This window comes from Klebsiella variicola (assembly GCF_000828055.2).
Classification (GTDB): domain Bacteria; phylum Pseudomonadota; class Gammaproteobacteria; order Enterobacterales; family Enterobacteriaceae; genus Klebsiella; species Klebsiella variicola.
Map to the genome: position 1 here is coordinate 4,215,275 of NZ_CP010523.2, position 26,485 is coordinate 4,241,759.

Sequence of the window (26,485 nt, forward strand, 5' to 3'; positions counted from 1 at the left end):
TTTTTCGTAATAGCACGATGAAATCTGTTGGAGAGTGGATTATAGTTAAATCAGCAGGATTACTCAGTTAGTGTCAGGTCGGTTAGTCGTGTTCATCCCACAACGGTGTTTGTTAGTCGTCGTTTAAACCACTCAAAAGGGGATGCGTTATGGACGAATACTCGCCAAAAAGACATGATATTGCACAGCTACGCTTTCTCTGCGAAACGCTGTATCATGACTGCCTTGCAAACCTGGAAGAGAGCAACCATGGCTGGGTCAACGACCCGACTTCGGCTGTCAATCTTCAGTTAAATGAATTGATCGAGCACATTGCCACATTCGCGCTTAATTATAAAATTAAGTACACTGAGGATAATAAACTGGTCGCTCAGGTTGACGAATATCTGGACGATACTTTTACCTTGTTCAGTAACTACGGCATTAACTCAACGGATTTGCAAAAGTGGAAAAAATCCGGTAATCGACTATTTCGTTGCTTTGTCAACGCCAGCCGGGAAAACCCGGCCAGTCTCTCGTGTTAGAATTATTACAATCAAAAGGTGGAATTATGTCTGATAAGCCATTAACTAAAACAGACTATTTGATGCGCTTACGTCGTTGCCAGACAATTGACACGCTGGAGCGCGTCATTGAAAAAAATAAATATGAACTGTCTGATAATGAACTGGCGGTATTTTACTCAGCCGCCGATCATCGTCTGGCTGAACTGACCATGAATAAGCTGTACGATAAGATCCCGACCTCAGTCTGGAAGTTTATCCGCTAATCGACGCGCACAATGTGGTCTGCTGACCGGACGATACGCGTCAGCCGCCGCAGGGTATCTTTGTGATAGTCATCACATCATTCAGCTAACAGCAACCCTGTAACCGGTTTCTTTTTTATACTGCTACGGCCATCTAAAGTCAGGTATAAGGAAGACCCATGAGTGAAGAAAAACGTAAAATGATCGCCGGTGAGCTCTATTTATCTGGCGACCCAACGCTTCGCGCCGATCGCCTGCGCGCCAGACAGTTGTTACACCGTTATAATCATTCCTCCCCGGATGCGCAGGAAGAACGTCAGCATATTCTGGCCGAGCTGTTCGGTCGCGCCGGCGATGCGTATATCGAGCCAAGCTTTCGCTGCGACTACGGCTACAATATCTTTCTCGGCAACGCGTTTTACGCCAATTTTGACTGCGTGATGCTGGACGTCTGCCCTATTCATATTGGCGATAACTGCATGCTGGCGCCGGGCGTCCATATTTATACCGCCACCCATCCGCTGGATGCCGAAGCGCGTAACAGCGGCCAGGAATATGGCAAACCAGTGACCATCGGCCACAATGTGTGGATTGGTGGGCGGGCGGTAATCAATCCCGGGGTGATCATTGGTGATAATGCGGTCATTGCGTCCGGTGCAGTCGTCACCAAAGATGTACCGGCCGGGGCCGTTGTCGGCGGCAACCCGGCGCAGATCATTAAGCGCCTTCCGCTACCAAATCCGTAACTGTTATGGTTTTCTGTAACTGATCTGTTACTTTCGCCGTGGAATATTGCAACATAAAATAGCCTTCAGGCTAAGCCTGCCACGCCTGGTCCGCCGGGTGCGCACGGCTGGCTCATTGCAGAATTCGGGGACCAAGATGACAGAAATACAACGCCTGCTAACTCATACCATTGACGAACTCAACGTTCAGGAAAAACGCGATAATCGCCCGCGTTTTAGCATCAGTTTTATCCGCAACCATCCGGGGCTGTTTGTTGCCATGTATGCCGCGTTTCTGGCGACGCTGGTGGTCATGCTGCGCTCTGAAACGCTGGTAGACTCGGTCTGGTTGCTGGTGGTGCTGTTCATCCTGTTCAACGCCTTTTTCTTCTTTGATGTCTATCCGCGCTATCGTTATGAAGATATCGATGTCCTCGACTTTCGCGTGTGCTACAACGGGGAATGGTATAACACCCGCTTTGTTCCCCGGCAGCTGATCGAGCGTATTCTTCAGTCGCCGGATGTCGATAGCGAGCAGAAGGCGCAGCTCAAAAAGATGGTCGCCACCAAAGGCGAGCTCTCCTTCTACGACGTTTTTACGCTGACCCGCGCCGGTGCTGCACAATAAGACGATTTAGCGTCCGCAGCGCCAGCGGATAGCGGGAAGCAGAAGTATTACCATATCCCAGCACCAGCCCGCTCCGCCCCCGCTGCGGGTCGAGATAGAAATGACTTAACGCGGCAGGCGCCAGTTGAAACTGACGCGCCTGCTGCGCAATCGTCTGGTCATCGAACCCTTCCATTGCGACTGTCAAATGGAGCCCCCCTTCCCCGCCAAGGACCTCGCATGGCACGGTTATCTCTTGCGCCAGTGCCTCACGCAGCTGTTGTTGGCGCTTGCGGTACAGGCGACGCATGGCCGCCAGATGGCGAGCATAGTGCCCCTTCTCAATAAACCTGGCCAGCGCCCGCTGTTCCGTGCGGTGTCCTCCACGCAGCAACGTGCCAATCACATCCTGAACGGCATCCGCCAGCGCAGGCGGCATCACCATGAAGCCAATACGCAGCGCCGGAAAGAGCGTTTTGCTGAAGGTACCGAGATACACCACCGGGGCATCCGGCACCATCCCCAGCATCGCCGGGATCGGCTCTCCGCTATGGCGAAACTCGCTGTCGTAGTCATCCTCCACAATCCACGCCCCGTGCAGGCGGGCGTACTCCACCAGCGCCAGACGTCGCGCGGCGCTCATGACGCTCCCGAGGGGATACTGATGAGAGGGAGAGGTGAAGATCAGCCGGGGCGGCTCCGCGACGCCGTTGGCAATCCCCATCCCTTCGTCATCGACCGCCATTCCGCTGACCCGCAGCCCTGCGCGCTGGAAACTGCTCCTGGCCCCCAGGTACCCCGGCTCTTCCACCCACACGCTGTCGCCTGGATCCGTCAACAGCGAAGCGCATAAGTTCACCCCTTCCAGCGCCCCTTCGGTAATGACAATCTGCCGAATATCGCAACGGATCCCCCGGGAGAGCGCCAGATGACGAGCGATAGCCTCCCGCAGCAAGGGGTCGCCTGCCGCCTCGCCATAGCCCAGCAGTGCGCTGCCCTCGTCGCGTAAGACGTTATCCATCAGCCGCCGCCACAGCGGCAACGGGAAATAGTTCACCGCCGGCATGCCAGGGGTAAACAGCAGCGCCGGAGAGTCGCGGCGCATTGCGGCTGGCAGCCCTTGCAGCCGTTCAGGCAGCACGACGGGCGGCACCTTCACGGGCTCTTCGCGGCAGGCGGCGAGCGGTACCACCTGCGTTCCCTGACGGCTCCGCATCAGGTATCCCTCCAGCGCCAGCTGCTCCAGGGCAGCATTGACCGTATTTCGCGACAGCTGCAGCCGTCCGGCCATCACCCGCGATCCGGGCAAACGGCAGTTGGCCGCCAGAGTTCCCTGCAGGATGGCATGGCGCAATGTGTGGTAAAGGGCCCGCTGCAGGGTTTCATCCGATCGGTGCTGTATCCCCTGCGTCACCAGCGTAAAAAAACCATCGTCCGGTATGTTCATCTCATCTCCTCGTGGCCCTATAAAAACATACGCCTGTGGCACTTTTTATGGAACCAGTGAGCGCGTACGCTGCCTGAAAAACCCCGCTAAGGAAACCGCAATGCGTGAATACAATCAGTTTGGACAGGAACTCGGCGCCGCGCTGCCTGACTGGCAACCGCGTCCATGGCCAGCACGGCAGATTTTACAGGGCAGCCGCTGTCGGCTCGAACCACTGACTCTCGCGCATGCCAGCGATCTGTTTGCTGCTCACCAGCTGGCGCCAGACGTCCGCAGCTGGACGTGGCTGCTGCGTGAACCTGAGAGCAACCTTGCAGAATTCAGTGCCTGGGTGGAGCAGGTCGCCACGCTGGCAGACCCGATCCATTTTGCCGTCGTTGACCAGCGGCAAGGGAAAGCGGTTGGCTCGCTGGCGTTAATGCGCATCGACGCCACCCACGGCGTGGTAGAGGTGGGACATGTGCATTTTTCACCGTTGCTGAGCCGAACGGCTATGGCCACCGAAGCGCACTGGCTGTTGATGCAGTATGTGTTTGATACGCTCGGTTATCGTCGCTATGAATGGAAATGTAATAGTCTCAATATGCCGTCGAGCCGGGCGGCAAGGCGGCTGGGTTTTCAGTACGAAGGACGTTTTCGCCAGGCACTGGTGAGCAAAGGACATAACCGGGATACGGACTGGTTTTCGGTGATAGACGGCGAATGGCCGCAGCTGGATAACGCCATGCGGCAATGGCTGGCCGCCGACAATTTTACCGCCGACGGCCAGCAGCGCCGCACTCTGGAGAGTTTCCGTTAACGACGTTTTTTGCGCCCCTGCACCGCTTTAAAGCGGGGGTTGCTCTTACAGATAACGTACAGCCGCCCTTTGCGCTTGACCAGCTGACAATCCGGGTGGCGCTGTTTGGCGCTGCGTAATGAGTTAACGACCTGCATCATGCCTTCCTTTTCGCATCAATAAAGCCGCCGAAGCGCTGACGGAACCGGGCCGCGCTGCCCTCGCTGGCGAAGGTTTTTTGTTTGCCGGTGTAGTACGGATGCGATTTCGAGGAGACGTCGATCGTTACATACGGAAAAGTTTCGCCGTCGAGTTCAATCACGCGATCGGTGCGGATGGTGGAACCGACTTTAAAATACTCATTAACGCTGGTGTCGTGAAACACCACCGTGCGATAGGGGGGATGGATATGGGCTTTCATGATGACCTCGTCATTATGTTATAACATAACATTTAAGTTACGCCGTTCCACGACAAAGATCAACCATGTTCAAATTAAGGGTAATGGGCCTAAGGCGAGTTTCCCCGCCTTAGGTTTCAGGGCGCCAGACGGTGGGCGATGGCGCGTAGCTGTTCCGCGATGGCCTGCAGATCTTTGCCTTGCTCAGTTCTGGCGCCGCTGGAATGACGTATCACCAGGCGCGCCGGCAGGATGGATGAAGTATGTGGCGCACCGCTGGTGCTGGCGAGGATCCGCCGCACCGCTTCTTTCCCCTGCAGATCGAGGTCCAGCGACACCGTACTCAGCGCCGGATAGAAAAAGGAGCTTTCGTAGGTATCGTCATAGCCAATGACGGACTTCTCCCCCGGCACCGCCACCTGGTGCTGATGGAAGGCGCTGAGCACCCCCAGCGCCATCTGGTCATTACCCACCAGCACGGCGCTGAAATTGGGCGTTTCGCGCAGCATCTGCAGCGCGCCGGCATAGCCGCTTTGCGCATCCCAGTTGCCGTGCAGAACGGTCACCGGCTTCAGGCCGTAGCCCTCCAGAGTCTCCAGCCAGCTTTTCAGCCGGAGTTTGGCCGAGACGGAGCTGTCCGGCCCCGCCAGCAGCGCGATCTCCCGATGCCCCATCTCATAAAGATATTTGACGCTGGCCCGGGTGCCATCTGCCGGATTAAACGAAACGTTAAACACGGAACTGTAGGGGTCGACATCGAGAAAAAGGCAGACGATATCATCGTTGTCAGCGGCGATTTTCTGCGCCTGCTCGGTCTCCAGCGGCACGTTGATAATGACTTTATCCACCCGCTGAGATTTCAGTTCATTGATGGAATCCTGGATACTTTGGTTGACGCTCTCATCGATCATCGAAATCAGGACCTGGTAACCTTCCAGATTGGCATAGCGTTTTACCGCCGCCGCCACCTGGGAAGGCGCATGCCAGGCCAGCGAAATCGTCACCAGCCCGACCGTCTGGCTCTCCTTCCCCACCAGCTGCTGCGCCAGCCGGTTTGGCACATAGCGTAAGGCCTCTATTGATTTCTCCACCTTGCGGCGCGTCGCTTCGGATACATTGGCAGATTTATTGAGTACCCTGGACACGGTCTGGTAAGAGACGCCCGCATGGCGTGCGACGTCTTCCAGAGTAGCGCTTTTAGACTTCATGGTCCGGTTCCTTATGTTGTTATCCCATGATTGTAACAGGGGCCATTTGAAAAAACGCTCACCGCCACCTTTCATCGCAAAATTACACCACAAAAAGTATTACGTTCACAACATAGTTAATTGTGAATCACCTCACCCATCACAACAAAAACCAGCATGATTATTTGCACTTAGTCACACAATAATCATATCTCGTTTGCCTGAAGTTACATTTAGGCATTTTATGACATCAGTTATGTGAACGTAATACAAAACAATAAGAGGATAGAGATGAATACGACACTGCGCGCCCTTTCCGCCGCGTTAGCCGCTGCGCTAATCGCCCCTTCCGCGTTTGCGGCGACCGCCGCAATCCCGAGTATCGATTTCCATGGCTATATGCGCGCCGGGGTTGGGGTCTCCGGCGATGGTAGTGAAGCGGAATGGCAAAAGAACAAGCTGGGCCGTTTGGGTAATGAATCGGATACCTATGGTGAGCTGGAGCTGGGCTCCGAGGTCTACAAGAAAGATGACGTCAGCTTCTATCTCGACAGCATGGTCAGCATGGTCTCCGACGGCTCTAACGATAATGAAACCACGCTGAATGATGATGCACAGTTCGGTTTACGTCAGCTGAACCTGCAGATCAAAGGGCTGATCCCCGGCGATCCGAATGCGGTGATCTGGGGGGGTAAACGTTACTACCAGCGCCACGATCTGCACATCATCGATACCAAATACTGGAACATATCCGGCTCCGGGGCCGGGGTGGAAAACTACACCCTCGGCCCGGGCGCCGTCTCGCTGGCCTGGATCCGCGGCGATGCCAACGACGTTGACTATCGCGTCGATGGCGACAGCAACGTCAATATTAACTATATCGATTTACGCTATGCAGGCTGGAAGCCGTGGTCGGGTTCGTGGACCGAATTCGGCATCGACTACGCCATGCCGAACACCACCAAAAAACAGGACAGCTACGGCGGGCTGTACGATGCCGATAATGGCGTGATGCTGACCGGTGAAATCAGTCAGGATATGCTGGGCGGCTATAACAAAACCGTGCTGCAGTATGCCAACAAAGGGCTGGCGCAGAACATGGTCTCCCAGGGCGGCGGCTGGTACGATATGTGGAACTACGTGAACGACGCCACCGGCTATCGCGTGATTAACACCGGCCTGATCCCGATTACCGAAAAGTTCTCCATCAACCACGTCCTGACCTGGGGCTCGGCGGATGATATTACCGACTACACCGACAAAACGCGGATGCTGTCGCTGGTTGCCCGTGGGCAGTATCAGTTCACCGACTACGTCCGCCTGATTGGCGAAGTCGGCGGTTTCTATCAGAAAGACAGCTATAACAATGGCACCAGCTACAAACAGGCCGGTGAGAAATATACCATTGCGCTGGGCCTCGCGGACGGGCCGGACTTTATGTCACGCCCGGAATTACGCATTTTTGCTTCATACCTGAATGATTCCGAAGATGGTAAACCGTTTGAAGACCAGACGGCGAATAATACCTGGAATTTCGGCGTGCAGGTTGAGGCCTGGTGGTAATATCGCGCTGGTAAGACAAATACGTTATTTATATCTCCAACTGTAAGGTCATTAATTACCCTCCGGTAATCATTATTGCCACTGCTGTCTTTGTCTTATTTTCGGGATAACCTGTTTTCAGGTTATCCCGTTTTATTTATTTCCGGGTAGCAAAATGCTCATCCAGCAATTGACGCAACGCATCGGACTGCTTACCGAAAATAGCATGCACCTGCTGACCGAGAATAATGACGCCCAGCGCGCCCTGCTGCTGTAATGCGTCAGTATCCACGGCAGCAAGATGACGAACCGTCACCCGCAGACGAGTAATACAGGCATCCACTTGCGTAATATTCGCTTCGCCACCAAAGGCCTGAATCAGCGCCTCGATTTGCTGTTTTTCCACCTCGCTTAACGGCTGTGCCGGACGTGCAGGAGAGAAATAGTGCAGAAAGGATTTTAAACTCACCATCATAAACTCCAGGTTTAAGATAAAAAAAAGCCTGCTCAGCAGAGCAGGCGTGGAGAAAAAAGGATTAGGCGTGACGACGAAGAATACGGCAATCCCATGCTGAGAGTGTCAGCGGGTCCGGCGCCGCCGCGTCGGTCAGGCAATCCCAATACCCCGGCGGCAGAGTCAGAGTATGACTTTGCGCGCTGTAGTTCTGCAGGAAGACAAACGTGCTCTCACCGTCGGTGCGCGCGGTAGCCACTACGCCGGGCGGTAAATCCGCCGCTATCGCTCGTGGCAGATCCAGCTCCCTGCTCAGGGCAGCAAAGAAATCGCGCTGGAAGGCTAAATCGTTGCGGGAGGCGACATGCCAGGCTTTACCTTTCCCGAAACCGTTCACCGTCACCGCCGGCCGTCCGGCATAGAAATCATCCCGGTAGGTGGCCAGCGTCTGAGCGCTCTCGGTATGGATTAGTTCACAGAGATGGCGCACCTGATAGGGCCCCTGCAGACCGCACTGATTCCCGGCAAGCCCCTGCACAAGATTAAACTCGCCGTCATTCAGACAGTCGATCTCTTCCGCCCAGATCCCCAGCAGATTGCGCAGCGGGCCCGGGAAGCCGCCGAGATAGCAGAGATCGGACTCATTGACGATGCCGGTCCAGTAGGTGGTCACCAGGTGGCCGCCGCTGGCGACAAACGCCTCTGCCCGCGCGGCAAAGCCGTCGCGCACCATATATAACATCGGGGCAATCACTAACCGGTATGGCGTTAAATCGACATCAGCGTCAATCACATCGACGGCAATACCCTGTTCCCAGAACGGACGGTAGTGTTCGTTGACCGTCTTCTCATACTCCATACCCAGATTGCGCGGCCCCTGGGCGTCATCAAGCGCCCAGCGGTTTTGCTGGTCGAAGATAATCGCTACTTTCGCCTCGGTGCGACAACCCCGGACCTCCGGTAGCTTGCTCAGTATCTCGCCGAGCTGGCTGACTTCACGACCAATACGGGTATCAATGTGCCCGACGTGGTCAACCACCGCGCCGTGAAATTTCTCAACCGAACCGCGGCTTTTCCGCCACTGGAAATACTGCACCGAGTCGGCGCCATGCGCCACCGCCTGCAGCGAGGAGAGAATATGCATTCCCGGCTTCTTCAGTTTGCTGGTCGGCTGCCAGTTGGTGGCGCCTGGTGTGGATTCCATCAGCACAAACGGTTTGCCGCCCTTCAGGCTGCGCATCATGTCGTGATACATCGCGGTATAGCAGGCCAGTGCGGTTTCGTCTTTATCGCGGTGCCACATCGGATAGCTGTCCCACGAGATAAAGTCCAGTGCCTTTGCCAGTTGCCAGTAGTCGTAATCGTAGAAATACTCCATAAAGTTAGTGGTCACCGGCAGGGAGGCGTTAGCCGCCTTCAGCGGGGCAATTTCATGGCGGCAGAAATCGGTCACCTGAGCGGTGTTAAAGCGATGCCAGTCAAGATTGAGACCGTGAATTGACACCTCGCCCTGTGGCGCAGGTGATTCAATTTGCGACCAGTCGGTATAGGTATGACTCCAGAAGGTGCTCCACCAGGCCTGGTTGAGGTTCTCCAGGGTCTGGTAACGCGCCTTCAGCCAGTCGCGAAAACGGTTCTGGCAGAGATCGCAATGGCATTCACCGCCATATTCATTGGAAATATGCCAGCCCAGTACCGCCGGGTGTGAAGAATAACGCTCTGCAAGCAGGGTATTGATTTTCAGGGTTTTCTCGCGATAGACCGGTGACGACATACAGTGGTTGTGACGGCCGCCGTGCAGGGCCGGCACCCGATCGCGTCCCACCCGCAGAACCTGCGGATAGCGCTGAGACATCCACGCCGGACGCGCGCCGCTCGGCGTGGCCAGAAAAACATGAATGCCGGCGGCATACAGTTTATCGAGGATAGTATCCAGCCAGGCGAAATTAAATACCCCTTCGCGTGGCTCCAGTTTCGCCCAGCTAAATATTCCCACCGACATCACATTGCATTTTGCCTGCTGCATCATGGCAATGTCTTTATCAATAATATCGGGGTCATTCTCCCATTGCTCCGGATTATAATCCGCGCCATGCAGCAGCGTACTAACCTTCGGATGTAAAGGTGCAAATTTATTCATAATAAACTTCCTGAAAAAAACGACAAAAAATTAATTAAAAACTTTTACCGACGGCAATACTTTTCCCTGGCAATCAAATAGCGCCTGATTTTCACGTGCATTCCCTTCTTTCCACTCGTCGTGGATATATTTCATCCCCGCCGGGGTGGCCCAGGTATTTCCCGGCACGGCAATCCACGTGGGCTCCCAGTAAAAAATACCTTTGCCGCGCTGGTCGGGAACATCTATGACGGCCTGCATCAGATCGTGAATATAGTGATATTGCCCCTGCACGGTGGCGGGATAACCCCCGTCCTTTTCCTCTTTCGCCTGGAAACTATTTTCCGCGTTGTCGCAGTTGGCCAGGGTATAGGCATAGGCCGCCTCGACGACGATAACGTCTTTGTTATAGCGTTTGCTGATGTCATCCATATTGGCCTTCAGGGCGCTGATCGGCCCGTTCCAGTAGGTGTACATCGACAGACCGATCACGTCATACGGTACATGGCGCTTGTCAATCTCATCAAACCACCAGCGGAAGGTATCGTTCTTGGTCCCTTCGGCCAGATGCAGCATGATTTTCACTTGCTCGCCGTGATGCAGGTTCTCCTTCAGGCCAGCGATAGCCGCGTTCAGCAGCCCGGCCAGCCGGTCGAACTCGCCGCCCCCCTGCCCCCAGCTTTTCCCTTCCGGCCACAGGATGCCGCCGTTGATCTCATTGCCGATCTGCACCATGTCCGGCAGGACGCCTGCCTGCTTAAAGCGGGCGATGGTATCGCGGGTATAGTCATGAATCGCCGTTTTCAGCTGCGGATAATCCATCTTTTCCCAGGCTTTCGGCTTGAACTGCTTGCCGGGATCGGTCCAGAAATCGCTGTAATGAAAATCGAGCAGCAGCTTCATCCCCTGGGCTTTCGCCCGTTTCGCGAGGGTCAGGGTGGTGGCCAGGTCGTTATTTCCGCCGCCATAGCCCTCACCGCTCGCCGATTGCGGATCCACCCACAGACGGAGGCGAACATAGTTGACGCCGTTCTCTTTCAGAATCGCGATCGGATCCTTGCGCTGATTATTCTGGTCGTAGAACGTCGCCCCGTGCTTTTCGGCATCCAGCAGCGTGGAGATATCCGCGCCTTTGATAAAGTCCGCCGGCATGCCCTGAAACGCGCGGGTTTCAAGCGCGTCCGCGGCCAGAGTAGGGGTGGAGAAACTGCATGCCAGACAAACCGCAAGCCATGCGGGGGTGAATCTTTTCATGTGCTTATCCTTTAGTACTGCCCGAGGTCAGGCCGGAGACAAAGTATTTTTGTAACGCCAGGTAGAGAATCGCCACCGGTACGGCAATCAGCACCGCCCCCGCCGCGTAGGTGGTGTAACTGGCACCCATTTTTTGCGCCACCAGGTTATACAGACCGATAGGCAGCGTGTATTTATCCGGGGTACGCAGGATGGTGCTGGAGAGGATGAAATCGCCCAGCGGACCGGTGAAGGAGAACAGCGCCACCACCGCGAGGATCGGCCTCGACAACGGCATGATGATCTCGATAAAGATGCGAAAGCTGCTGGCGCCGTCCATGCGAGCGGACTCATCCAGATCTTTGGGGATCGCGTCGAGATACCCCTTCATCAGCCAGGTATTCATCGGGATCATCCCCCCGACGTAGATCAGCACCAGCGCCAGATGGCTGTTAATCAGGCCAAGCAGTTGCGATAGCACAAAGATCGCAATCAGCGCGGAAAACTGCGGGATCATCTGCAGCAGCAGGAACAGCATCAGCCCGTTCTGCCGCCCTTTAAAGCGGAAGCGGGAGAAGGCGTAAGCGGTAAAGCTGACGCTAATCAGGGTCAGCACCATGGTCAGAAAGCTGATTTTCATCGAGTTCCAGTACCAGGTAAGGTAATTCACATTGCCATTGAACAGATCGGCATAGTGCTGGAACGACAGGTTTTCCGGAATGATCGAGGTACTGAGCAGGCTATTGCCGGCGTTCAGCGACGCCCCGACCGTCCAGACCAGCGGATAGATGATCACCACCGAGACCAGAATAACCACCAGCCAGGTGAGAGAGAGTCGGATCCACTTTTCGCGTTTAATACTGGGTGATTGAGCCATGTTGCTTCCCTTACGCCATGTCGTCATTTTTGAAGGATTTGGTGGCGCGGAACTGCCACAGCGCCAGGCCGACGACAAAGATCGACAGCAGGATCGTGATGGTCGCCGCGATGGCGTACTGCGACGAGGACATCGTCAGCTTATAGATCCACGACACCAGAATATCCGTCCCACCGGCGTTGGAGCCTGCCACCGCAGGACCGCCGTTGTTAAACAGATAAATGATGTTGAAGTTATTAAAGTTGAAGGTGTACTGAGTGATGATGATCGGCGCGATCGCGTACAGCACCAGCGGCAGAGTGATGGTGCGCAGACGGGTAAAGGCGCTGGCGCCGTCCATCGTCGCCGCTTCATACAGATCGTCCGGGATCGCCTGCAGCACGCCGGTGGTCATGGCAAAGACAAACGGGAAGCCAAGCCAGGTCTGCATCATGATCAGCGCCGTTTTGGTCCAGAACGGGTCGGTCAGCCATGCCTTCGGGCTGATACCGAAGAACGACAGGATCGCGTTGTTGATGACCCCGAATGAATCGTTGAACATACCGGCAAAGACGAGGATGGTGACAAACCCCGGTACCGCCCACGGCAAAATAAAGATGGTGCGGATCAGCGGCTTAAAACGCAGATCTTTTTGATTCACCAGAATCGCCAGCAGCACGCCCACCGTACACTGCAGGGTGGTCGCCAGCAGCGTCCACACCACGGTCCACTGCAGCACATCCAGGAAGGTGGAGCGCCAGATAGAGAGGGTGAAAATATTGACGAAGTTTTTCAGCCCCACCCAGTCCACCAGCTTCGCCGGCGGCGTGTGGTACAGGTTGTAGTTGGTGAAGGCGATGGCAAAACCAAACAGAATGGGAAAGATCACCACAAAGACCAGCAGAATAAAGCCTGGGGTGATCATCAGGTACGGGAAGCCGTCGCTCAGCAGCATCTGGTACTGCTTACGCACGCTGTTCAGGGCGATCCCCTCATCGCGTTTTTTGCCGTTCAGCCACGCATCCCGCAGCGAGAGAAAATAGATCAGCACGCCAAAGGCGACGATCAGCACACTGATAATCCCCTCCGCTAACAGGAAGATAGAGTTATCCCGCGGTACCTCTTCACCCAGGGTATATAACCCCCACAACCCCTCACGCAGGAAATCATAAAAAATCCCCAGAAAGCTGCTGAGCAGCACCAGGAAGACCAGCCCTTTCAGCCACTGGCGATGATAAAACTGACCGAAACCCGGCACGATTGCCAGCAGCAGGCCGCACCATGCATGGCGCCCGGGCCCGCGTGCGTCGCTAAAATTTTCGCTGGAATGGATGCTCACACTCGACTCCTTCTACAAACGGGAGGTCCCCCTCCCGCTCGGTGACTTCACGTGACGGTGAATTACTGATTGCTGGCCTGCATTGCTTCGATCTGCATCGTGATCTGTTTCACCGCGTTATCGAGCGCGGCCTGCGGCGCCTGCTTACCGGTGAGGCTCAGTTCAAGCGCGGCGTTGGCCGGCCCCCACACTTCCCCCATCTCCGGAATGCCCGGCATCGCCACCGCTCGCGCCGACTGGATGGCGACGGCACTGGCCTTTTGGTCGTTTTTAATCACCGGATCGTCAATCATCGCCTTCAGCGGCGGAATTTCGCCGGTGGCGACATAGCGGGCTTTCACATACTGCGGCTGGTTGATGAACTCGATAAACTGTTGCGCCAGCGCTTTGTCTTTACTCCAGGTCGATACCACATAGCCTTTGACGCCCAGGAAGGAGCTCATCGGCTTGCCGTCCGGCAGGGTCGGCAGGGGCGCCACGCCATAGTTAATGCCAGCGGCTTCATACGGCTGGAAGGCCCAGGGGCCGTTGATCACCGCCGCCGCTTTTTTCTCGGTAAACAGGGAATCGATGGCATTCAGCCCGTTATCGCCGAGGATCCCCGCTGGAAAGACCTTCTCGGCATAGAATTTTTTCAGGAAGGTGACGGCTTCGACGGCGCCGGGGGTATTGAGGCCCACTTGCTGCGGGTTAAAGCCACCGCTGTCGTTTTTAGCAAAGATATAGCCGCCCATCGGGCCAATCGCCCCCCAGCTGTAATAGATCTGGTCAAACTTGGCGAGCAGGCCGTATTTGTTCTGCTCGCGCTGGGTTTTCGAGTAGTCCAGCCAGGCCTGCAGGCTGTCCAGCGGCTTGTCGATCAGGTCCTTGTTGTAGATAAGCACCAGGGTTTCCACTGCTTTCGGGATCCCGTACAGCGCGTTGTCCATGCGGAAGGCATTGATGGAGGCTGGCGTAAAGGCATCCTGTTTCGCCTGATCGACGCTGAGAGGCGAGAGTAGTCCCTGAACCACGGCGCCGCCGAGCTGGTCATTCGGGATCACCAGCACGTCCGGCCCAATGCCCGCCGGGCCGTCGAGGCGCAGCTTTTCCAGCTGCTGGGCATAAGGCATCTCCTGGAGATTGACCTTCACGTTGTACTGCTTCTCAAAATCGCTGACCGCGGTTTTAATACCCGCGGATTTTTTAATGTCCTCCCAGACGTTGAGCTGCCCGGCGGCGTGCGCCTGCAGGCTGGTGAGTTGCCCCGCCGCCAGGGTGGTAAGGATCAGTGCAGCAAGCATGTTCTTTTTCATTATCAACCTCATGTGAAGGTATAACAATTTAATGGTTTTTATTGGGCTTATCTCTGCCAGTCAGAAAAATAAATCACTTCAAACTGGCGAGTTATATGAGAAAAAGGCTCCAGCTCTCTTTTGTTATACGCTACCCGTAGATCGCAGACAAAACTACCATAAGCTGCCAGTTGTGTGATCATCATTACAGAAATGAAACGCCGCTGTATGGCGCTAAAACTGCGGAAGTTATAGTCAGGGCATGATTTTACTGCTGTTGAACATCGCCACGCTGATTTGTTACACGTAATACAATTCATGCTACACACAGCGACAAAGCAACGGCAAACAACAGCTACTCACTTCGGGGAATGTGGATGTCCAATATACGACTGAGGAATGTCACCAAAAGGTTCGGCAGCACGGTGACGCTGCACCAGGTCAATCTCGATATTGAAGATGGCGAGTTTGCCGTTTTCGTCGGTCCTTCCGGCTGTGGAAAATCGACGCTGCTGCGCATGATTGCCGGTCTGGAAGAGGTCAGCGAGGGTGAAGTGCTGATCGGCGATGAGGTGATGAATGATGTCGTGCCGGCCCGCCGCGGCGTGGCGATGGTCTTCCAGTCCTATGCGCTCTACCCGCACATGACGGTGGCAGAGAACATGGGCTACGGGTTGAAGGTGAATAAAGTGCCGAAAACGGAGATCCGTCGCCAGGTGGAAATGGTGGCTAAAACGCTGCAGCTCTCGCACCTGCTGGATCGTAAACCGAAGCAGCTCTCTGGCGGCCAGCGGCAGCGCGTGGCCATTGGCCGGGCGATCGTGCGTAATCCCCGGGTGTTTATGTTCGATGAGCCGCTCTCTAACCTCGATGCGGAGCTGCGCGTCGATATGCGCCTGCATATTGCCCGTCTGCACCAGGAGCTGAAGACCACCATGGTGTATGTCACCCACGATCAGGTAGAGGCGATGACGCTGGCCGATAAAATCGTGGTCATGAACTATGGGAAAGTCGAACAAATGGGTTCGCCGATGGCGCTGTATTACAATCCGGTCAACAAATTCGTCGCCGGCTTTATCGGCTCGCCGAAGATGAATTTTTTGCCAGCCATCGTCAGCGACTGGCAGCCGGAACGCTTAACGGTCACCCTCGCGCAGGACCATCAGTTGGTCCTCAATATCGCTACCCAGCCGCTGAAGCCCGGCGCCGCGGTGACGCTGGGGATCCGGCCAGAGCATCTCACGCCCGACGTCACTACCGGTACCGTGGTGGAGTTTCAATGTGAAGTAGTGGAGCGTCTGGGTAACAATACCTATCTGTTCGGCCAGTGCTACGGCCACGATAACGTCAAGGTCCTGCTGCCCGGCGACGTCCATTTCCGCCCGTGGCAGAAAATAAATCTGGCCTTCGATGAGCGCTTTTGCATGGTATTTGATGAGAATGACCTGCGTATCAGCGCTGATATCCCGGCGCCGGATGCGCACTAGCTAACATATTGCTGTCATCTGCGCCGTGTATGCTGCGACTGAATGCCGGAATACACCCTGCCCGGCATTCACACCCTCATTTTTATTCTGCTGCATCGGAATCATCCTTCTCTCCCGGCATCGCAGCCTCTCGCGATGCCGGTTTTTTCGCGACCTCAGCTCACTTCTCTCGCTGCGCCTGATTTATCTTTCGCATATACTGATGACACCCGGCGAACGATAAGGACACAGGTATGAGGACCCGGCATCTGGTGGCGCTGTTTACAGGGGTGCTGATACTGGCCATCATCCTGCCCATCTCACTCAGCATCTGGCAGGCAGCGCGGCAGGCCAAGCTGCAGTTCTATCGTGAACTGGATGACTATTCCAACCGTATCGTCGTCCGCACGCTGCAGGTTGCCGATCAGGCCAGGGAAGCGCTACGTGAGGCCGACTCACACACCGCCGCCTCCTGTAGCCCTGAGCACCTGCTCACGCTCCGCCGCATCGCCTACACCCATCGCTACATTCAGGAAGTGCTCTGGCTGCGTGATTCCGTGCCGCAATGTTCCTCCCTGGAAGACCATAGCGTCGCGGTCACCTTTCCCCCGCCGGACCACATTGCCCCTGACGGCTATCGCACCTGGCTGACCTCAATTAACGATCTCGGCCTTAATCACCAGATGACGGCCATGGGCAGTCAACAGCATATGGTGATGATCGATCCCATCTCTTTTATCGATGTGGTTCCTGCCAGCGAGGAGAAGATCCATACCATGCTGTTTGGTTTGGATCACCTGAAAATGGTGATCAGCAGCCAACCGCTGCCGGATACGGTCTGGCAGCGTATTAAAGATCCACATGTTAATATGCTGACGCTGGATAACACGGTCTATCGGATCCAGCGCATTCCCGAGCTGGGCTCCGGCATCGTGACCTGGTCGTCGACGCTGCCGCTGCAGCAGCGTATTCGCCAGCAGCTAATCTTCTGGCTCCCTGTCGGCATCTTCACCAGCCTGCTTGCTACCTGGCTGCTGCTGCGCCTGCTGAGACACCTGCGATCACCACGCAACAGTATGCTGGACGCCCTCAACTCCGAAGCGATTCAGGTTTACTATCAGCCGATAATCTCGTTGCAGGATGGGAAAATCGCCGGGGCCGAGGCCCTGGCCCGCTGGCAGCAACCCGACGGCACCTTTTTATCGCCGGATATTTTTATTCCTCTGGCCGAGCAGACCGGGCTGATTACGCAGTTGACGGAAGATATCGTCAGGAAAATTTTTACCGATCTCGGTCCCTGGCTGCGGCAGCGGCCGGAAGTGCACATCTCCATCAACCTGTCGGTAGATGATCTACGCTCGCCCACCCTACCGACGTTGTTACACGATCAGCTGCAGCACTGGGGGATCGCCGCCGAACAGATCATCCTTGAAATCACCGAGCGCGGATTTGTCGATCCGGAGACCACCATGCCGGTGATCGCTCACTACCGTCAGGCCGGGCATCGTATCTCGATTGATGACTTTGGCACCGGCTACTCCAGCCTGAGCTATCTGCAGAAACTGGACGTCGATACGCTGAAAATCGATAAATCTTTTGTCGATACCCTCGAGTACCGGCCGCTGACGCCGCACATTATTGAAATGGCCAAGGCGCTCAATCTGGCCACCGTCGCCGAAGGGGTGGAAACCGAAAGCCAGCGCGACTGGCTACGACAGCATGGCGTCCAGTACGCCCAGGGATGGCTGTACAGCAAAGCGCTGCCAAAAGAGCAGTTTATTCTGTGGGCGGAAAATAACCTCCATGTGCATTAAGCAACAGGAGCAATAAGCAGAATGCCAGCGGGTGTGGCCACTTCGCCGCCCGCGCCTGGGCGCTACTTCAGATAAGATTTGATCACCTGCATCACCGTCTCCAGATCCGCTTCACGCTGTGTCTCTTCAGGCTCTTTCACCACATGGTCGGTCAGATGCCCCTGAATAACCTGCAGCATCATACCGTTGACCGCGCCGCGAATCGCCGCCAGCTGCTGTAGCACCTCAGCGCACTCATGCTCGCGATTGAGCATTTTCTCTAACGCGGAACTCTGCCCCTGAATTTTTTTCAGTCGGGTCAGTAACATTTTTTTGTGTCGAACTGTATGTGACATTGCACGATCCACCGTTTCATTCTGTCCGTGATTACCGACCTTCATCATCAGTAACGCCTGCCAGCATAGCATGATCCCTTTTGTCAGCCGCTTTTTCTACTGGGGGGTAGTATTTTACTACTGGGGGGGAGTAGGATAAACGCACTTTTGGCAAGGATCCCGATATGAACGATTTCACTTCCCTTCTGCAGCAAGGTAATGCCTGGCTGTTTATTCCCAGCGCGATACTGCTCGGTGCCCTGCACGGCCTTGAACCGGGCCATTCAAAAACCATGATGGCCGCCTTTATCGTGGCGGTACGAGGAACGTTAAAACAGGCGGTGCTACTGGGGCTGGCGGCGACGGTTTCCCATACGGCAGTGGTCTGGCTGATCGCCATGGCCGGCCTGTGGTTTGGCCGCGGCTGGAATGCGCAGACCTCTGAACCCTGGTTTCAGCTGATCTCGGGGATAGCGATTGTACTGATTGCCTGCTGGATGCTCTGGCGCACCTGGCGCGAATCGCAGCCCCACACGCACCATGATCACCACCATGAACATGATCACCACCATGAACATGATCACCACCATGACCATCACCATGCGTCCTCATCCGCCGCGCCGCTGGTGGCGGAGGAGTGGCAGGACGCGCATCAGCGGGCTCATGCTCAGGAAATCAACCGGCGCTTTGATGGCCGCCAGGTGACGACCGGGCAGATCGTACTGTTTGGCCTGACCGGCGGGCTGATCCCCTGTCCGGCGTCCATTACCGTGCTGCTTATCTGTTTACAGCTGAAGAAATTTTCGCTTGGCGCCACGCTGGTACTGGGCTTTAGCGTTGGTCTGGCGCTGACGCTGGTGGCTTCCGGGGCTATCGCCGCGCTAAGTCTTAAACAGGCCACCCGCCGCTGGCCCTGGTTTAATGATGTCTCGCGCAAGGCGCCCTGGTTCTCAGGTTTACTGATTATCGTGGTGGGGATCTACATGATGGTTCACGGCCTGAGCGGCCTGTAAGCGTCGGCTCGCCCTCTTGCGGATAGAGAGGGCGAGTCGTTAATTCAGGAGACTATCTCCTGCGGAGTGCTGACCGCTTTGCGGCTGACGGGCTGGCGAAACCACGGCAGGCACAGCTGGATCAGCGGCCCAATCGACAGCGCGTAAATCACGGTGCCGACGCCAAACTTACCGCCCAGCAGCCAGCCAATCACCAGCACAGTCAACTCGATAGCCGTCCGGATGCCACGCAAAGACCAGCCGGTACGAGCGTGCAGGCCAGTCATCAGGCCATCGCGCGGCCCGGGGCCAAAGCCCGCGCCGATATACATCCCGGTGGCGATAGCATTCAGCACAATCGCCCCCACCAGCAGCACACTGCGAGCCACCAGCGACTCCAGCGGCGGCAGGACGGCCAGCGTGGCATCCGCCGCCAGCCCCAGCACGATAACGTTGCTCACCGTGCCGAGCCCCGGCATTTGCCGGATCGGGATCCACAGCAGCAGCACCGCCGCGCCGGTCAGGATAATCACCGTACCGAAACTGATACCCAGCTGTTTAGCCACCCCGAGATGGAAAACATCCCACGGATCGGCGCCAAGATTGGCATGCACGAAGAGCGCCGTGGACACGCCATAAAGTACCAGGCCGATATATAACTGCAGCAGGCGACGAAGCATATTTTTTCCTCTACATCATTGCGAATGCCCTTATCATCAGCAAAAATGGACTGATAATTAATGGCCAGTTTTGGAAAAGTGGATCGCTATGTCAACCCGACGCTTTGGAACACAATCGCTGGTACGCCTGCTCGGCAACTGGCAGGAGTCCACTTCACGCACGCCGCTATGGCGTCAGCTAGCGGAAGCGCTCCGCCTGCTGATCCTCGACGGTCGCCTGACGCTGCAAACGCGCCTGCCAGGCGAGCGCGAGCTGGCGGCGGCGCTGAACGTCAGCCGGACCACCATCGCCAGCGCGCTCGGCCAGTTACGGGAGGAGGGTTTTCTCTACAGCCGTCAGGGAAGCGGTTCGCGCATTGTCTTGCCAGAGCGTCCCGCCGACCTGCCGCCGCCCTCAGGCATCCCCTCCTCGCTGAATCTCTCTACCGCCGCCCTCAGCGCCGGACCGGAAGTCCATCAAGCCTTCCAGCATGCCATGACGCTGCTGCCGCCCTACCTGGGCCAGACCGGCTACGATCAACAAGGGCTGCCGGTACTGCGGGAGGCGATTGCCCGTCGCTACAGCGAACGCGGTCTGCCGACGCGGCCCGATGAAGTGATGGTGGTCAACGGCGCCCTCAGCGCCTTCGCATTGATCCTCCGCCTGTTTACCGGCCCGGGTGACCGGGTGGTCATCGACGCCCCCACCTATCCGATGGCGATTAGCGCCATTCAGGGCGCCTCCTGCCGCCCGGTCGGCGTCGCGCTTCCACAGCAGGGATGGGACTGTGATGGACTCGCGGCGACTATTGCGCAGACCGCGCCGCGTCTGGCGTGGCTGATGCCGGATTTTCACAATCCCACCGGGCGCTGTATGGATGCTCCCACCCGCCAGCGGGTCGCGGATATCGCCGCCAGGACGCGGACGACGCTGGTGATCGACGAGACCATGGTTGATCTGTGGTATAACGCGCCACCGCCTCCGCCGCTGGCCTGCTTTAATCCCGATGCTGCGGTGATCACTATTGGTTCGGCCGGGAAAAGTTTCTGGGGGGGACTGCGCATCGGCTGGATCCGCGCCAGTACGCGAACCATCGCCTCCCTTATTCAGGCTCGCGATTCCCTGGATTTGGGTACGCCTCTGCTGGAGCAACTGGCCTGCAGCTGGCTGCTGGCCAATGCCGCCACGCTGCTACCGCCGCGGCGGGAAATGCTGAAGGCGCGCCGGGACATGTGCGAAACGTTAATGGCGGAATATTTTCCCCGCTGGCGCTTTACGCCGCCGGAAGGTGGGCTCTCTTTTTGGGTGGAACTCCCTGACATGCTGGCCACGCTGTTCTCTGCGCGCGCGGAAAGTCAGGGGATCCATATCGGCACCGGCACGCGCTTTGGTCTTGAGGGAGCCTTTGATCGCTATTTGCGTCTGCCATTTACACTGCCAGACGAAGCATTGCGCCAGGCCTTCTCCACGCTACAACCGCTGTGGCAAAGCTTTGCAGAACAGAAGGAAAATACGCGTTTGCGGAAAATAATATAAGAAAATATCGACGGGCTGGCATCAGCCCGTCAAATGACCATCATCCATGAGGTATATGAGATGTTTTTATAAAATTGCCTGAGTATCCTGCCCTCTGGTTATGGCATCCCGGTGACAGAAATAAGGCAATTTCATTAATGCTGGCGCGGAATAGGAAACCCTTTCAGGGAAATAATAAAGCCATCTTCATCTTTTTTAATTTTAGCGCCGGTGTCACACCAGTCGGAGGCAATGCGAAAGAACTCATCACTACCGATATTCCAGTTCAGGCGCACGTGTTTTACGTATCCTGAGCGCAACATATCGCAGGCTTCGCTATAGTTGCTGGCTGTAGAGAATTGTTGTTTCATTTTTTCTTCTTCAGAAGTTTTCTTAATGCTTTGATTTCTTTAGGGGTTAATGGGGTCGCTTCCTCTTCGGTATGCTGGCTGTCAATGTCCTCTTCCGTCACCCCCGCCTCACCTGCTGACTCCTCCAGCTGAAAAGCCAGCTGCAGCAGCTTTTCCGTTGCCGTTCCCAGGTTCTCGTTATTCACTTCCGCATAATGACGCAGCTTCTCTTTTAACTCGGCGTCAATTTTTACATTCAAAACCACTGTGGTCATAGCTACGCTTCCCGTGCAATAAAATCATCATAATTAATACACGAAGTTAACATGCTGATCCAGAGATATATTTTATAGCATGGCTCTGGCAACAAATTCCCATCAATAAGATGCCTTTTATTTATGACATGCAAATGACATTAATATTTCAGTAGCATTTCAGATTTATGACAAGTAAATATTATGGAATAAAAACGGGTTGTTTTAGCAACAAAAAATAATATGTGATCCGTATCAGATATTAATTATAGCAGGGATAAAGACCGGACAAATACAAGGGAGATATCAGGAGGGCGAAATGGGTGGGGGCCCTGCCAGCTACATCCCGGCACACACGTCGTCTGCTCTGGCTGCTTCCTTCCGGACCTGACCTGGTAAACAGAGTAGCGTTGCGGGAGAACCAACAGAGCCCCCATTGAGAGCGTTAGTTACCCAACGCGCTGGCGCATTATCCCTGCTGACCTGGTGAATTGCAAGCTCACCCCGATCGCCTGCTGGTTTATTGCACAATACGCCAATAAAACCAACAACTCACGGCCAGGCTGTGAGATTGGGAGCGCGCGCTCAGCACATTGCCGGGTTATCCACCATACTTAGCCCTCTTGCGTCACCTTTAATCATCAGCACCTTGTCTCGACGGTAATCGAATGACTGACTCATCACCACAGACCATCACTCTGCCTTTACCCGCTATTGAAGGGATGACCATCGCCTTTCATGGCGTGAACTATCTGCGCCCGGAAAAAATGCTCGACTTCGCGACCATCAGCCAGACCCCCGTGCGGGCGGTCACGCCGCTGGCGCTGCTCTATTCCACCGTCGGCGTGCTGCGCCAGGTGGAACTGCGCAAACTGCCCGTCTACATCAGCGGCCGGGTGGTGTACCCCATTTCGTCGCTGACCATGCCAGGCCTGCGCGCGAAACTGATCATTAACGCCACTTCGCAGCGGTTGAAATTTCTCGAGAGCCTCATCGCCAGTTCACCGTCTGACAATGTCCATGGCATGCAGATCCTCGGCCTGGCCCTAACCTTCACTGTCGAACAACCCGCCTGAACCGAGGCAGGCTGTACAGCCTGCGCCTCAGCGCTTATGCTGGCGTTTTCCGGTTAACAGGGCTGAACATGGATCCGCACGACACATTCCCCCAACGCGTCTGGCATATCGTGGCGTCGATACCGGAAGGCTATGTCGCCACCTACGGCGATGTCGCCCGCCTGGCCGGTTCACCGCGCGCCGCGCGCCAGGTAGGTGGCGTACTGAAGCGCCTGCCGGAAGGGTCAACCCTGCCCTGGCATCGGGTGGTCAATCGCCATGGCGATATCTCCCTCACCGGGCCCGATCTTCAGCGACAGCGCCAGGCGTTGCTGGCCGAAGGGGTTCAGGTCTCCGGCAGCGGCCATATCGATCTCCAGCATTATCGCTGGGTTTACTGAAGACAAAAAAAAGCCCCCGTCAGGGGGCTCGGCGAGCTTATTGCGCAACGGGGACGGCGGTCTGCGTGACCGGAACCAGCGTCAGGTCGGCATGCGTCCCACCCTGGTTTATCACCGTCTGCACGGTATCGGTAATGAACATTAGCTGGCCGTTCACCGCGATCGCGGCACTCAGCAGAATACGGGCGTTCGGCTGAATGTCTGCCGGATTGTAAGGCAGGGCAAAGTTAAATGGCGCCTGTTTGCCTTCGGTACGCACCGCTTTTTGCGACAACACGCGGGCTGGCGCATCTGCCAGAGAAGCATCCGACAGGGTCACCGTCAGTACCGCATCCGGCGGTAAAGCGATTCTCTGGCGGATATTAATCGTCCCCGTAACGCTCGGCTGCTGCTGTGCCACGCTCAGCGTCGCGATGCCATAAGGGTCGGGCGCGGCTGCCTGAGTCGAAGAACTGGTAGAGTGGTGATTAGCACAGGCGGTTAGCGTCGCGGCGACGGCTAAGGCACTAAACATATAGGCAAATTTCATGATGTTCTCCTTATCATCCCTTAATACCCAGGAGGATGTTCCGCCGCTTCGCCGGCAGGAACTTTCGTGTCGTCAATAAGTGTGGCACAGATCTCAGATTTGTTCCTGTTGCCCCCTCGTTATTCAGATTATTACACCCATCGGACCACTTGCGATTCCAGGTTATACTTTGCCACATCACGCGCACCGCGCTGCGCCGCTATCATTAATTGAGGATAAGTATGAGTCAGGCACTCTCTAACCTGCTGGCATTATTAGATCTGGAAAAAATTGAGGAAGGGTTATTCCGCGGACAGAGCGAAGACCTGGGATTGCGCCAGGTTTTTGGCGGCCAGGTGGTGGGCCAGGCGCTGTATGCGGCAAAAGAGACCGTGCCCGTTGAACGTCTGGTACATTCGTTTCACAGCTACTTTCTGCGCCCCGGCGACAGCCAGAAACCGATCGTCTACGATGTGGAAGTACTGCGCGACGGCAACAGCTTTAGCGCCCGGCGAGTGGCCGCCATTCAGAACGGGAAGCCAATCTTCTATATGACCGCCTCATTCCAGGCGCCAGAGCACGGCTATGAGCATCAGAAAGCGATGCCGCCGGCCCCCTCTCCTGACGGCCTGCACTCGGAAACCGATATCGCCCGCAAGCTGGCACACCTTCTGCCGCCGCAGGTAAAAGATAAATTCCTCTGTGATAAACCGCTGGAGATCCGCCCGGTCGAATTTCATAACCCGATGAAAGGCCATATTGCTGAACCGGTGCGCCAGGTGTGGCTGCGCGCCAATGGCGCTGTTCCCGACGATCTGCGCATTCATCAATATCTGCTGGGCTATGCCTCGGACTTTAATTTCCTGCCGGTGGCGCTGCAGCCGCACGGCGTCGGCTTCCTTGAGCCTGGCATGCAGGTCGCCACTATCGACCACTCAATGTGGTTCCACCGGCCGTTTAATATCAATGAATGGCTGTTATACAGCGTTGAAAGCACCTCGGCCTCCAGCGCCCGTGGCTTCGTCCGCGGCGAGTTCTACACTCAGGATGGAACGCTGGTGGCTTCAACGGTCCAGGAAGGGGTGATGCGTAACCGCAACGCATAAAAAAAGCCTCCCTGACGGGAGGCTTTTTGCTACAGGGAGAAGGGTTTTCTATCAGGCGTTGTAGGCGTTTTCGCCATGGCTGTTGACGTCCAGTCCTTCGCGCTCCTGCTCTTCTGGTACGCGCAGCCCCACGGTCATGTCCGCCACTTTGTAGCCAATGAAAGCGACAACGCCCGACCAGACGATGGTAATCGCGATACTCTCGAGTTGCACCAGCAGCTGATGGCCCATGGTGACGCCTTCTGCATAACCCACGCCGCCCAGAGAGGTGGCCGCGAAGATACCGGTCAGGATACAGCCGACGATGCCGCAGACGCCGTGGACGCCGAAGACGTCGCAAGGGTCATCAACCCGCAGCCAGCGTTTCAGCGCCGTTACGCCCCAGATGCCCGCCAGACCAGATGCGATACCCACAATCAACGCCCCACCGACACCGATATACCCACAGGCTGGTGTGACGCCAACCAGACCGGCAATCGCCCCGGAGCAGGCGCCCAGCAGTGAAGGTTTGCCGCGCAGAGCCCATTCACCAAAGGTCCACGCCAGGATGGCAGCCGCTGTGGCGACGACGGTGTTGACGAAAGCCAGTGCGGCAATTTCGTTCGCTGCGCTGGCGGAGCCGGCGTTGAAGCCGAACCAGCCCACGTAGAGGATGGCGGTTCCGGTGAACACCATCGGCAGATTGTGCGGTTTGAACGCTTCTTTGCCGAAGCCCACACGTTTGCCCATCATGTACGCCCCCACCAGCCCGGCAACCGCGGCGTTGATGTGTACAACGGTGCCGCCCGCGAAGTCCAGCGCGCCGTGGGTCGCCAGCAGACCGCCGCCCCAGACCATGTGCGCAATCGGAACATAAGAGAGCGTCATCCACACCACCACGAAAATCAGCACGGCGGAGAAACGAATACGCTCAGCCAGCGCCCCCACGATCAGCCCGACGGTGATACAGGCGAACGAGCCCTGGAAGGCCACGTGGATGTACTGATAGAAGGTGCCCATCAGCGCTTTCAGTTCAATATTTTTCAGCATCACCCAGTCAAAGCTACCGAAGAAGCTGCCGCCGGTGCCGAAGGCCAGGGTATAGCCATAAATCACCCACAGTACGCAGACCAGGCCAAAGGTCACAATCACCTGAGTCAGCATGGAAAGGACGTTTTTGCCGCGGATCAGGCCGCCGTAAAACAGCGCGATCCCCGGGATGGTCATAAACAGAACCAGCGCGGTGCAAATCATCATAAACGCGTTATCGGCTTTGTCCGCCACTGCGGGCGCGGCCATTGCCAGTCCCGGAAGAAGGGCTAATGCCCCCAGACCCGATTTCATTGTTGCCATTTTCATTGT

At 56.1% G+C, this 26,485-nt stretch carries 29 protein-coding genes, 1 other RNA gene and 1 pseudogene; 13 read left to right on the plus strand and 18 right to left on the minus strand.

The genetic code is table 11. From position 1 onward, the window contains the following. Positions 1-149 precede the first annotated feature (149 nt). The 3 genes from tomB to maa all read left to right on the plus strand — a co-directional run bounded on the left by tomB (position 150) and on the right by maa (position 1,494). Positions 150-524, plus strand: coding sequence for an Hha toxicity modulator TomB (gene tomB / locus SP68_RS19740; RefSeq protein ID WP_008805436.1), 375 nt, complete (start codon positions 150-152; stop codon positions 522-524). Between the two features lie 26 nt (positions 525-550). Then, the gene (locus SP68_RS19745; RefSeq protein WP_002892050.1) at positions 551-769 is read left to right on the plus strand and encodes an HHA domain-containing protein; all 219 of its coding nucleotides are present in this window, start codon (positions 551-553) and stop codon (positions 767-769) included. A gap of 158 nt (positions 770-927) precedes the next feature. Then, positions 928-1,494, plus strand: coding sequence for a maltose O-acetyltransferase (gene maa / locus SP68_RS19750; protein ID WP_022066286.1), 567 nt, complete (start codon positions 928-930; stop codon positions 1,492-1,494). Here maa and SP68_RS28560 read toward each other — a convergent pair. Next, a pseudogene (locus tag SP68_RS28560) lies at positions 1,466-1,603 on the minus strand (hypothetical protein); the annotation flags it as partial. The gene maa and the pseudogene SP68_RS28560 overlap by 29 nt on opposite strands. Positions 1,604-1,630: 27 nt before the next feature. Here SP68_RS28560 and SP68_RS19755 point away from each other — a divergent pair. Then, the gene (locus tag SP68_RS19755; protein ID WP_008805434.1) at positions 1,631-2,101 is read left to right on the plus strand and encodes a YlaC family protein; all 471 of its coding nucleotides are present in this window, start codon (positions 1,631-1,633) and stop codon (positions 2,099-2,101) included. Here the strand turns inward: SP68_RS19755 and pdxR are convergent. After that, positions 2,070-3,527: a MocR-like pyridoxine biosynthesis transcription factor PdxR gene (pdxR, locus tag SP68_RS19760; protein ID WP_022066287.1), complete on the minus strand. Its 1,458-nt coding sequence runs from the start codon at positions 3,525-3,527 to the stop codon at positions 2,070-2,072. The two genes, SP68_RS19755 and pdxR, sit on opposite strands and share 32 nt — an antisense overlap. Before the next feature lie 100 nt (positions 3,528-3,627). Between pdxR and SP68_RS19765 the strand changes: the two genes are divergently transcribed. After that, on the plus strand, positions 3,628-4,326 hold the full coding sequence (locus tag SP68_RS19765; protein WP_022066288.1) for a GNAT family N-acetyltransferase: 699 nt from the start codon (positions 3,628-3,630) through the stop codon (positions 4,324-4,326). Here SP68_RS19765 and ykgO read toward each other — a convergent pair. The 3 genes from ykgO to SP68_RS19780 all read right to left on the minus strand — a co-directional run bounded on the left by ykgO (position 4,323) and on the right by SP68_RS19780 (position 5,913). Beyond that, the gene (gene ykgO / locus SP68_RS19770; RefSeq protein ID WP_002892018.1) at positions 4,323-4,463 is read right to left on the minus strand and encodes a type B 50S ribosomal protein L36; all 141 of its coding nucleotides are present in this window, start codon (positions 4,461-4,463) and stop codon (positions 4,323-4,325) included. The two genes, SP68_RS19765 and ykgO, sit on opposite strands and share 4 nt — an antisense overlap. Beyond that, positions 4,463-4,726, minus strand: coding sequence for a type B 50S ribosomal protein L31 (locus SP68_RS19775; protein ID WP_008805431.1), 264 nt, complete (start codon positions 4,724-4,726; stop codon positions 4,463-4,465). Before SP68_RS19775 ends, ykgO begins: the two co-directional genes overlap by 1 nt. Before the next feature lie 116 nt (positions 4,727-4,842). After that, positions 4,843-5,913, minus strand: a complete 1,071-nt coding sequence (locus SP68_RS19780; RefSeq protein WP_008805430.1) for a LacI family DNA-binding transcriptional regulator — start codon at positions 5,911-5,913, stop codon at positions 4,843-4,845. A gap of 270 nt (positions 5,914-6,183) precedes the next feature. Here SP68_RS19780 and SP68_RS19785 point away from each other — a divergent pair, with 270 nt between their 5' ends. Then, a complete protein-coding gene (locus tag SP68_RS19785; RefSeq protein WP_008805429.1) occupies positions 6,184-7,455 on the plus strand; it encodes a maltoporin in 1,272 nt (423 codons plus the stop codon). A gap of 136 nt (positions 7,456-7,591) precedes the next feature. Here SP68_RS19785 and SP68_RS19790 read toward each other — a convergent pair whose 3' ends face one another. From SP68_RS19790 to SP68_RS19815, 6 genes are all read right to left on the minus strand, one after another. Then, on the minus strand, positions 7,592-7,906 hold the full coding sequence (locus SP68_RS19790; RefSeq protein ID WP_008805428.1) for a PTS sugar transporter subunit IIB: 315 nt from the start codon (positions 7,904-7,906) through the stop codon (positions 7,592-7,594). A 64-nt stretch (positions 7,907-7,970) separates the two neighbouring features. Next, the gene (locus SP68_RS19795; RefSeq protein WP_016160390.1) at positions 7,971-10,028 is read right to left on the minus strand and encodes a beta-galactosidase; all 2,058 of its coding nucleotides are present in this window, start codon (positions 10,026-10,028) and stop codon (positions 7,971-7,973) included. Between the two features lie 30 nt (positions 10,029-10,058). Further along, positions 10,059-11,261 (minus strand): glycoside hydrolase family 53 protein, encoded by a 1,203-nt coding sequence (locus SP68_RS19800; RefSeq protein ID WP_040973674.1) that lies wholly within the window; start codon positions 11,259-11,261, stop codon positions 10,059-10,061. A gap of 4 nt (positions 11,262-11,265) precedes the next feature. Further along, positions 11,266-12,117 (minus strand): sugar ABC transporter permease, encoded by an 852-nt coding sequence (locus SP68_RS19805; RefSeq protein WP_004204761.1) that lies wholly within the window; start codon positions 12,115-12,117, stop codon positions 11,266-11,268. A gap of 10 nt (positions 12,118-12,127) precedes the next feature. Then, positions 12,128-13,435, minus strand: coding sequence for a carbohydrate ABC transporter permease (locus SP68_RS19810; protein WP_008805425.1), 1,308 nt, complete (start codon positions 13,433-13,435; stop codon positions 12,128-12,130). 62 nt (positions 13,436-13,497) lie between these two features. Next, on the minus strand, positions 13,498-14,730 hold the full coding sequence (locus tag SP68_RS19815) for a maltodextrin ABC transporter substrate-binding protein (protein ID WP_032734889.1): 1,233 nt from the start codon (positions 14,728-14,730) through the stop codon (positions 13,498-13,500). A 356-nt stretch (positions 14,731-15,086) separates the two neighbouring features. Between SP68_RS19815 and SP68_RS19820 the strand changes: the two genes are divergently transcribed. Continuing rightward, positions 15,087-16,196 carry an ABC transporter ATP-binding protein gene (locus SP68_RS19820; RefSeq protein ID WP_008805423.1) on the plus strand — a complete coding sequence of 370 codons (1,110 nt, stop codon included), beginning with the start codon at positions 15,087-15,089 and terminating at the stop codon, positions 16,194-16,196. 233 nt (positions 16,197-16,429) lie between these two features. Further along, positions 16,430-17,989, plus strand: coding sequence for an EAL domain-containing protein (locus tag SP68_RS19825; RefSeq protein WP_008805422.1), 1,560 nt, complete (start codon positions 16,430-16,432; stop codon positions 17,987-17,989). Between the two features lie 62 nt (positions 17,990-18,051). Here SP68_RS19825 and SP68_RS19830 read toward each other — a convergent pair whose 3' ends face one another. After that, positions 18,052-18,324, minus strand: coding sequence for a metal/formaldehyde-sensitive transcriptional repressor (locus SP68_RS19830; protein WP_012542675.1), 273 nt, complete (start codon positions 18,322-18,324; stop codon positions 18,052-18,054). A 164-nt stretch (positions 18,325-18,488) separates the two neighbouring features. On the opposite strand from SP68_RS19830, the gene SP68_RS19835 reads away from it, so the two are divergent. Continuing rightward, positions 18,489-19,316, plus strand: a complete 828-nt coding sequence (locus tag SP68_RS19835) for a nickel/cobalt efflux protein RcnA (protein ID WP_040973673.1) — start codon at positions 18,489-18,491, stop codon at positions 19,314-19,316. 44 nt (positions 19,317-19,360) lie between these two features. On the opposite strand, the gene yczE is transcribed toward SP68_RS19835, so the two are convergent. Then, positions 19,361-19,975: a membrane protein YczE gene (gene yczE, locus SP68_RS19840; protein WP_008805419.1), complete on the minus strand. Its 615-nt coding sequence runs from the start codon at positions 19,973-19,975 to the stop codon at positions 19,361-19,363. An 88-nt stretch (positions 19,976-20,063) separates the two neighbouring features. On the opposite strand from yczE, the gene yczR reads away from it, so the two are divergent. After that, the gene (yczR, locus tag SP68_RS19845) at positions 20,064-21,491 is read left to right on the plus strand and encodes a MocR-like transcription factor YczR (protein WP_040973672.1); all 1,428 of its coding nucleotides are present in this window, start codon (positions 20,064-20,066) and stop codon (positions 21,489-21,491) included. A 134-nt stretch (positions 21,492-21,625) separates the two neighbouring features. Here the strand turns inward: yczR and SP68_RS19850 are convergent, their stop codons facing one another. The 3 genes from SP68_RS19850 to ffs all read right to left on the minus strand — a co-directional run bounded on the left by SP68_RS19850 (position 21,626) and on the right by ffs (position 22,501). After that, positions 21,626-21,841, minus strand: a complete 216-nt coding sequence (locus SP68_RS19850; RefSeq protein ID WP_004142688.1) for a hypothetical protein — start codon at positions 21,839-21,841, stop codon at positions 21,626-21,628. Continuing rightward, on the minus strand, positions 21,838-22,095 hold the full coding sequence (locus SP68_RS19855) for a hypothetical protein (RefSeq protein WP_002891977.1): 258 nt from the start codon (positions 22,093-22,095) through the stop codon (positions 21,838-21,840). The genes SP68_RS19850 and SP68_RS19855 overlap by 4 nt, the downstream gene beginning before the upstream one ends. 309 nt (positions 22,096-22,404) lie before the next feature. Beyond that, an RNA gene (gene ffs / locus SP68_RS19860) (signal recognition particle sRNA small type) lies at positions 22,405-22,501 on the minus strand. Between the two features lie 241 nt (positions 22,502-22,742). Between ffs and SP68_RS19865 the strand changes: the two genes are divergently transcribed. Then, positions 22,743-23,150, plus strand: a complete 408-nt coding sequence (locus SP68_RS19865; protein WP_008805417.1) for a hypothetical protein — start codon at positions 22,743-22,745, stop codon at positions 23,148-23,150. Between the two features lie 68 nt (positions 23,151-23,218). Further along, positions 23,219-23,530 carry an MGMT family protein gene (locus tag SP68_RS19870; RefSeq protein ID WP_008805416.1) on the plus strand — a complete coding sequence of 104 codons (312 nt, stop codon included), beginning with the start codon at positions 23,219-23,221 and terminating at the stop codon, positions 23,528-23,530. 37 nt (positions 23,531-23,567) lie between these two features. Here the strand turns inward: SP68_RS19870 and SP68_RS19875 are convergent, their stop codons facing one another. Further along, positions 23,568-24,059 carry a YbaY family lipoprotein gene (locus tag SP68_RS19875; protein ID WP_008805415.1) on the minus strand — a complete coding sequence of 164 codons (492 nt, stop codon included), beginning with the start codon at positions 24,057-24,059 and terminating at the stop codon, positions 23,568-23,570. Between the two features lie 221 nt (positions 24,060-24,280). On the opposite strand from SP68_RS19875, the gene tesB reads away from it, so the two are divergent. Beyond that, on the plus strand, positions 24,281-25,144 hold the full coding sequence (gene tesB, locus SP68_RS19880) for an acyl-CoA thioesterase II (RefSeq protein ID WP_008805414.1): 864 nt from the start codon (positions 24,281-24,283) through the stop codon (positions 25,142-25,144). Positions 25,145-25,195: 51 nt separating this feature from the next. Here the strand turns inward: tesB and amtB are convergent, their stop codons facing one another. Further along, positions 25,196-26,482: an ammonium transporter AmtB gene (gene amtB / locus SP68_RS19885; RefSeq protein ID WP_012542680.1), complete on the minus strand. Its 1,287-nt coding sequence runs from the start codon at positions 26,480-26,482 to the stop codon at positions 25,196-25,198. Positions 26,483-26,485: the final 3 nt, after the last annotated feature.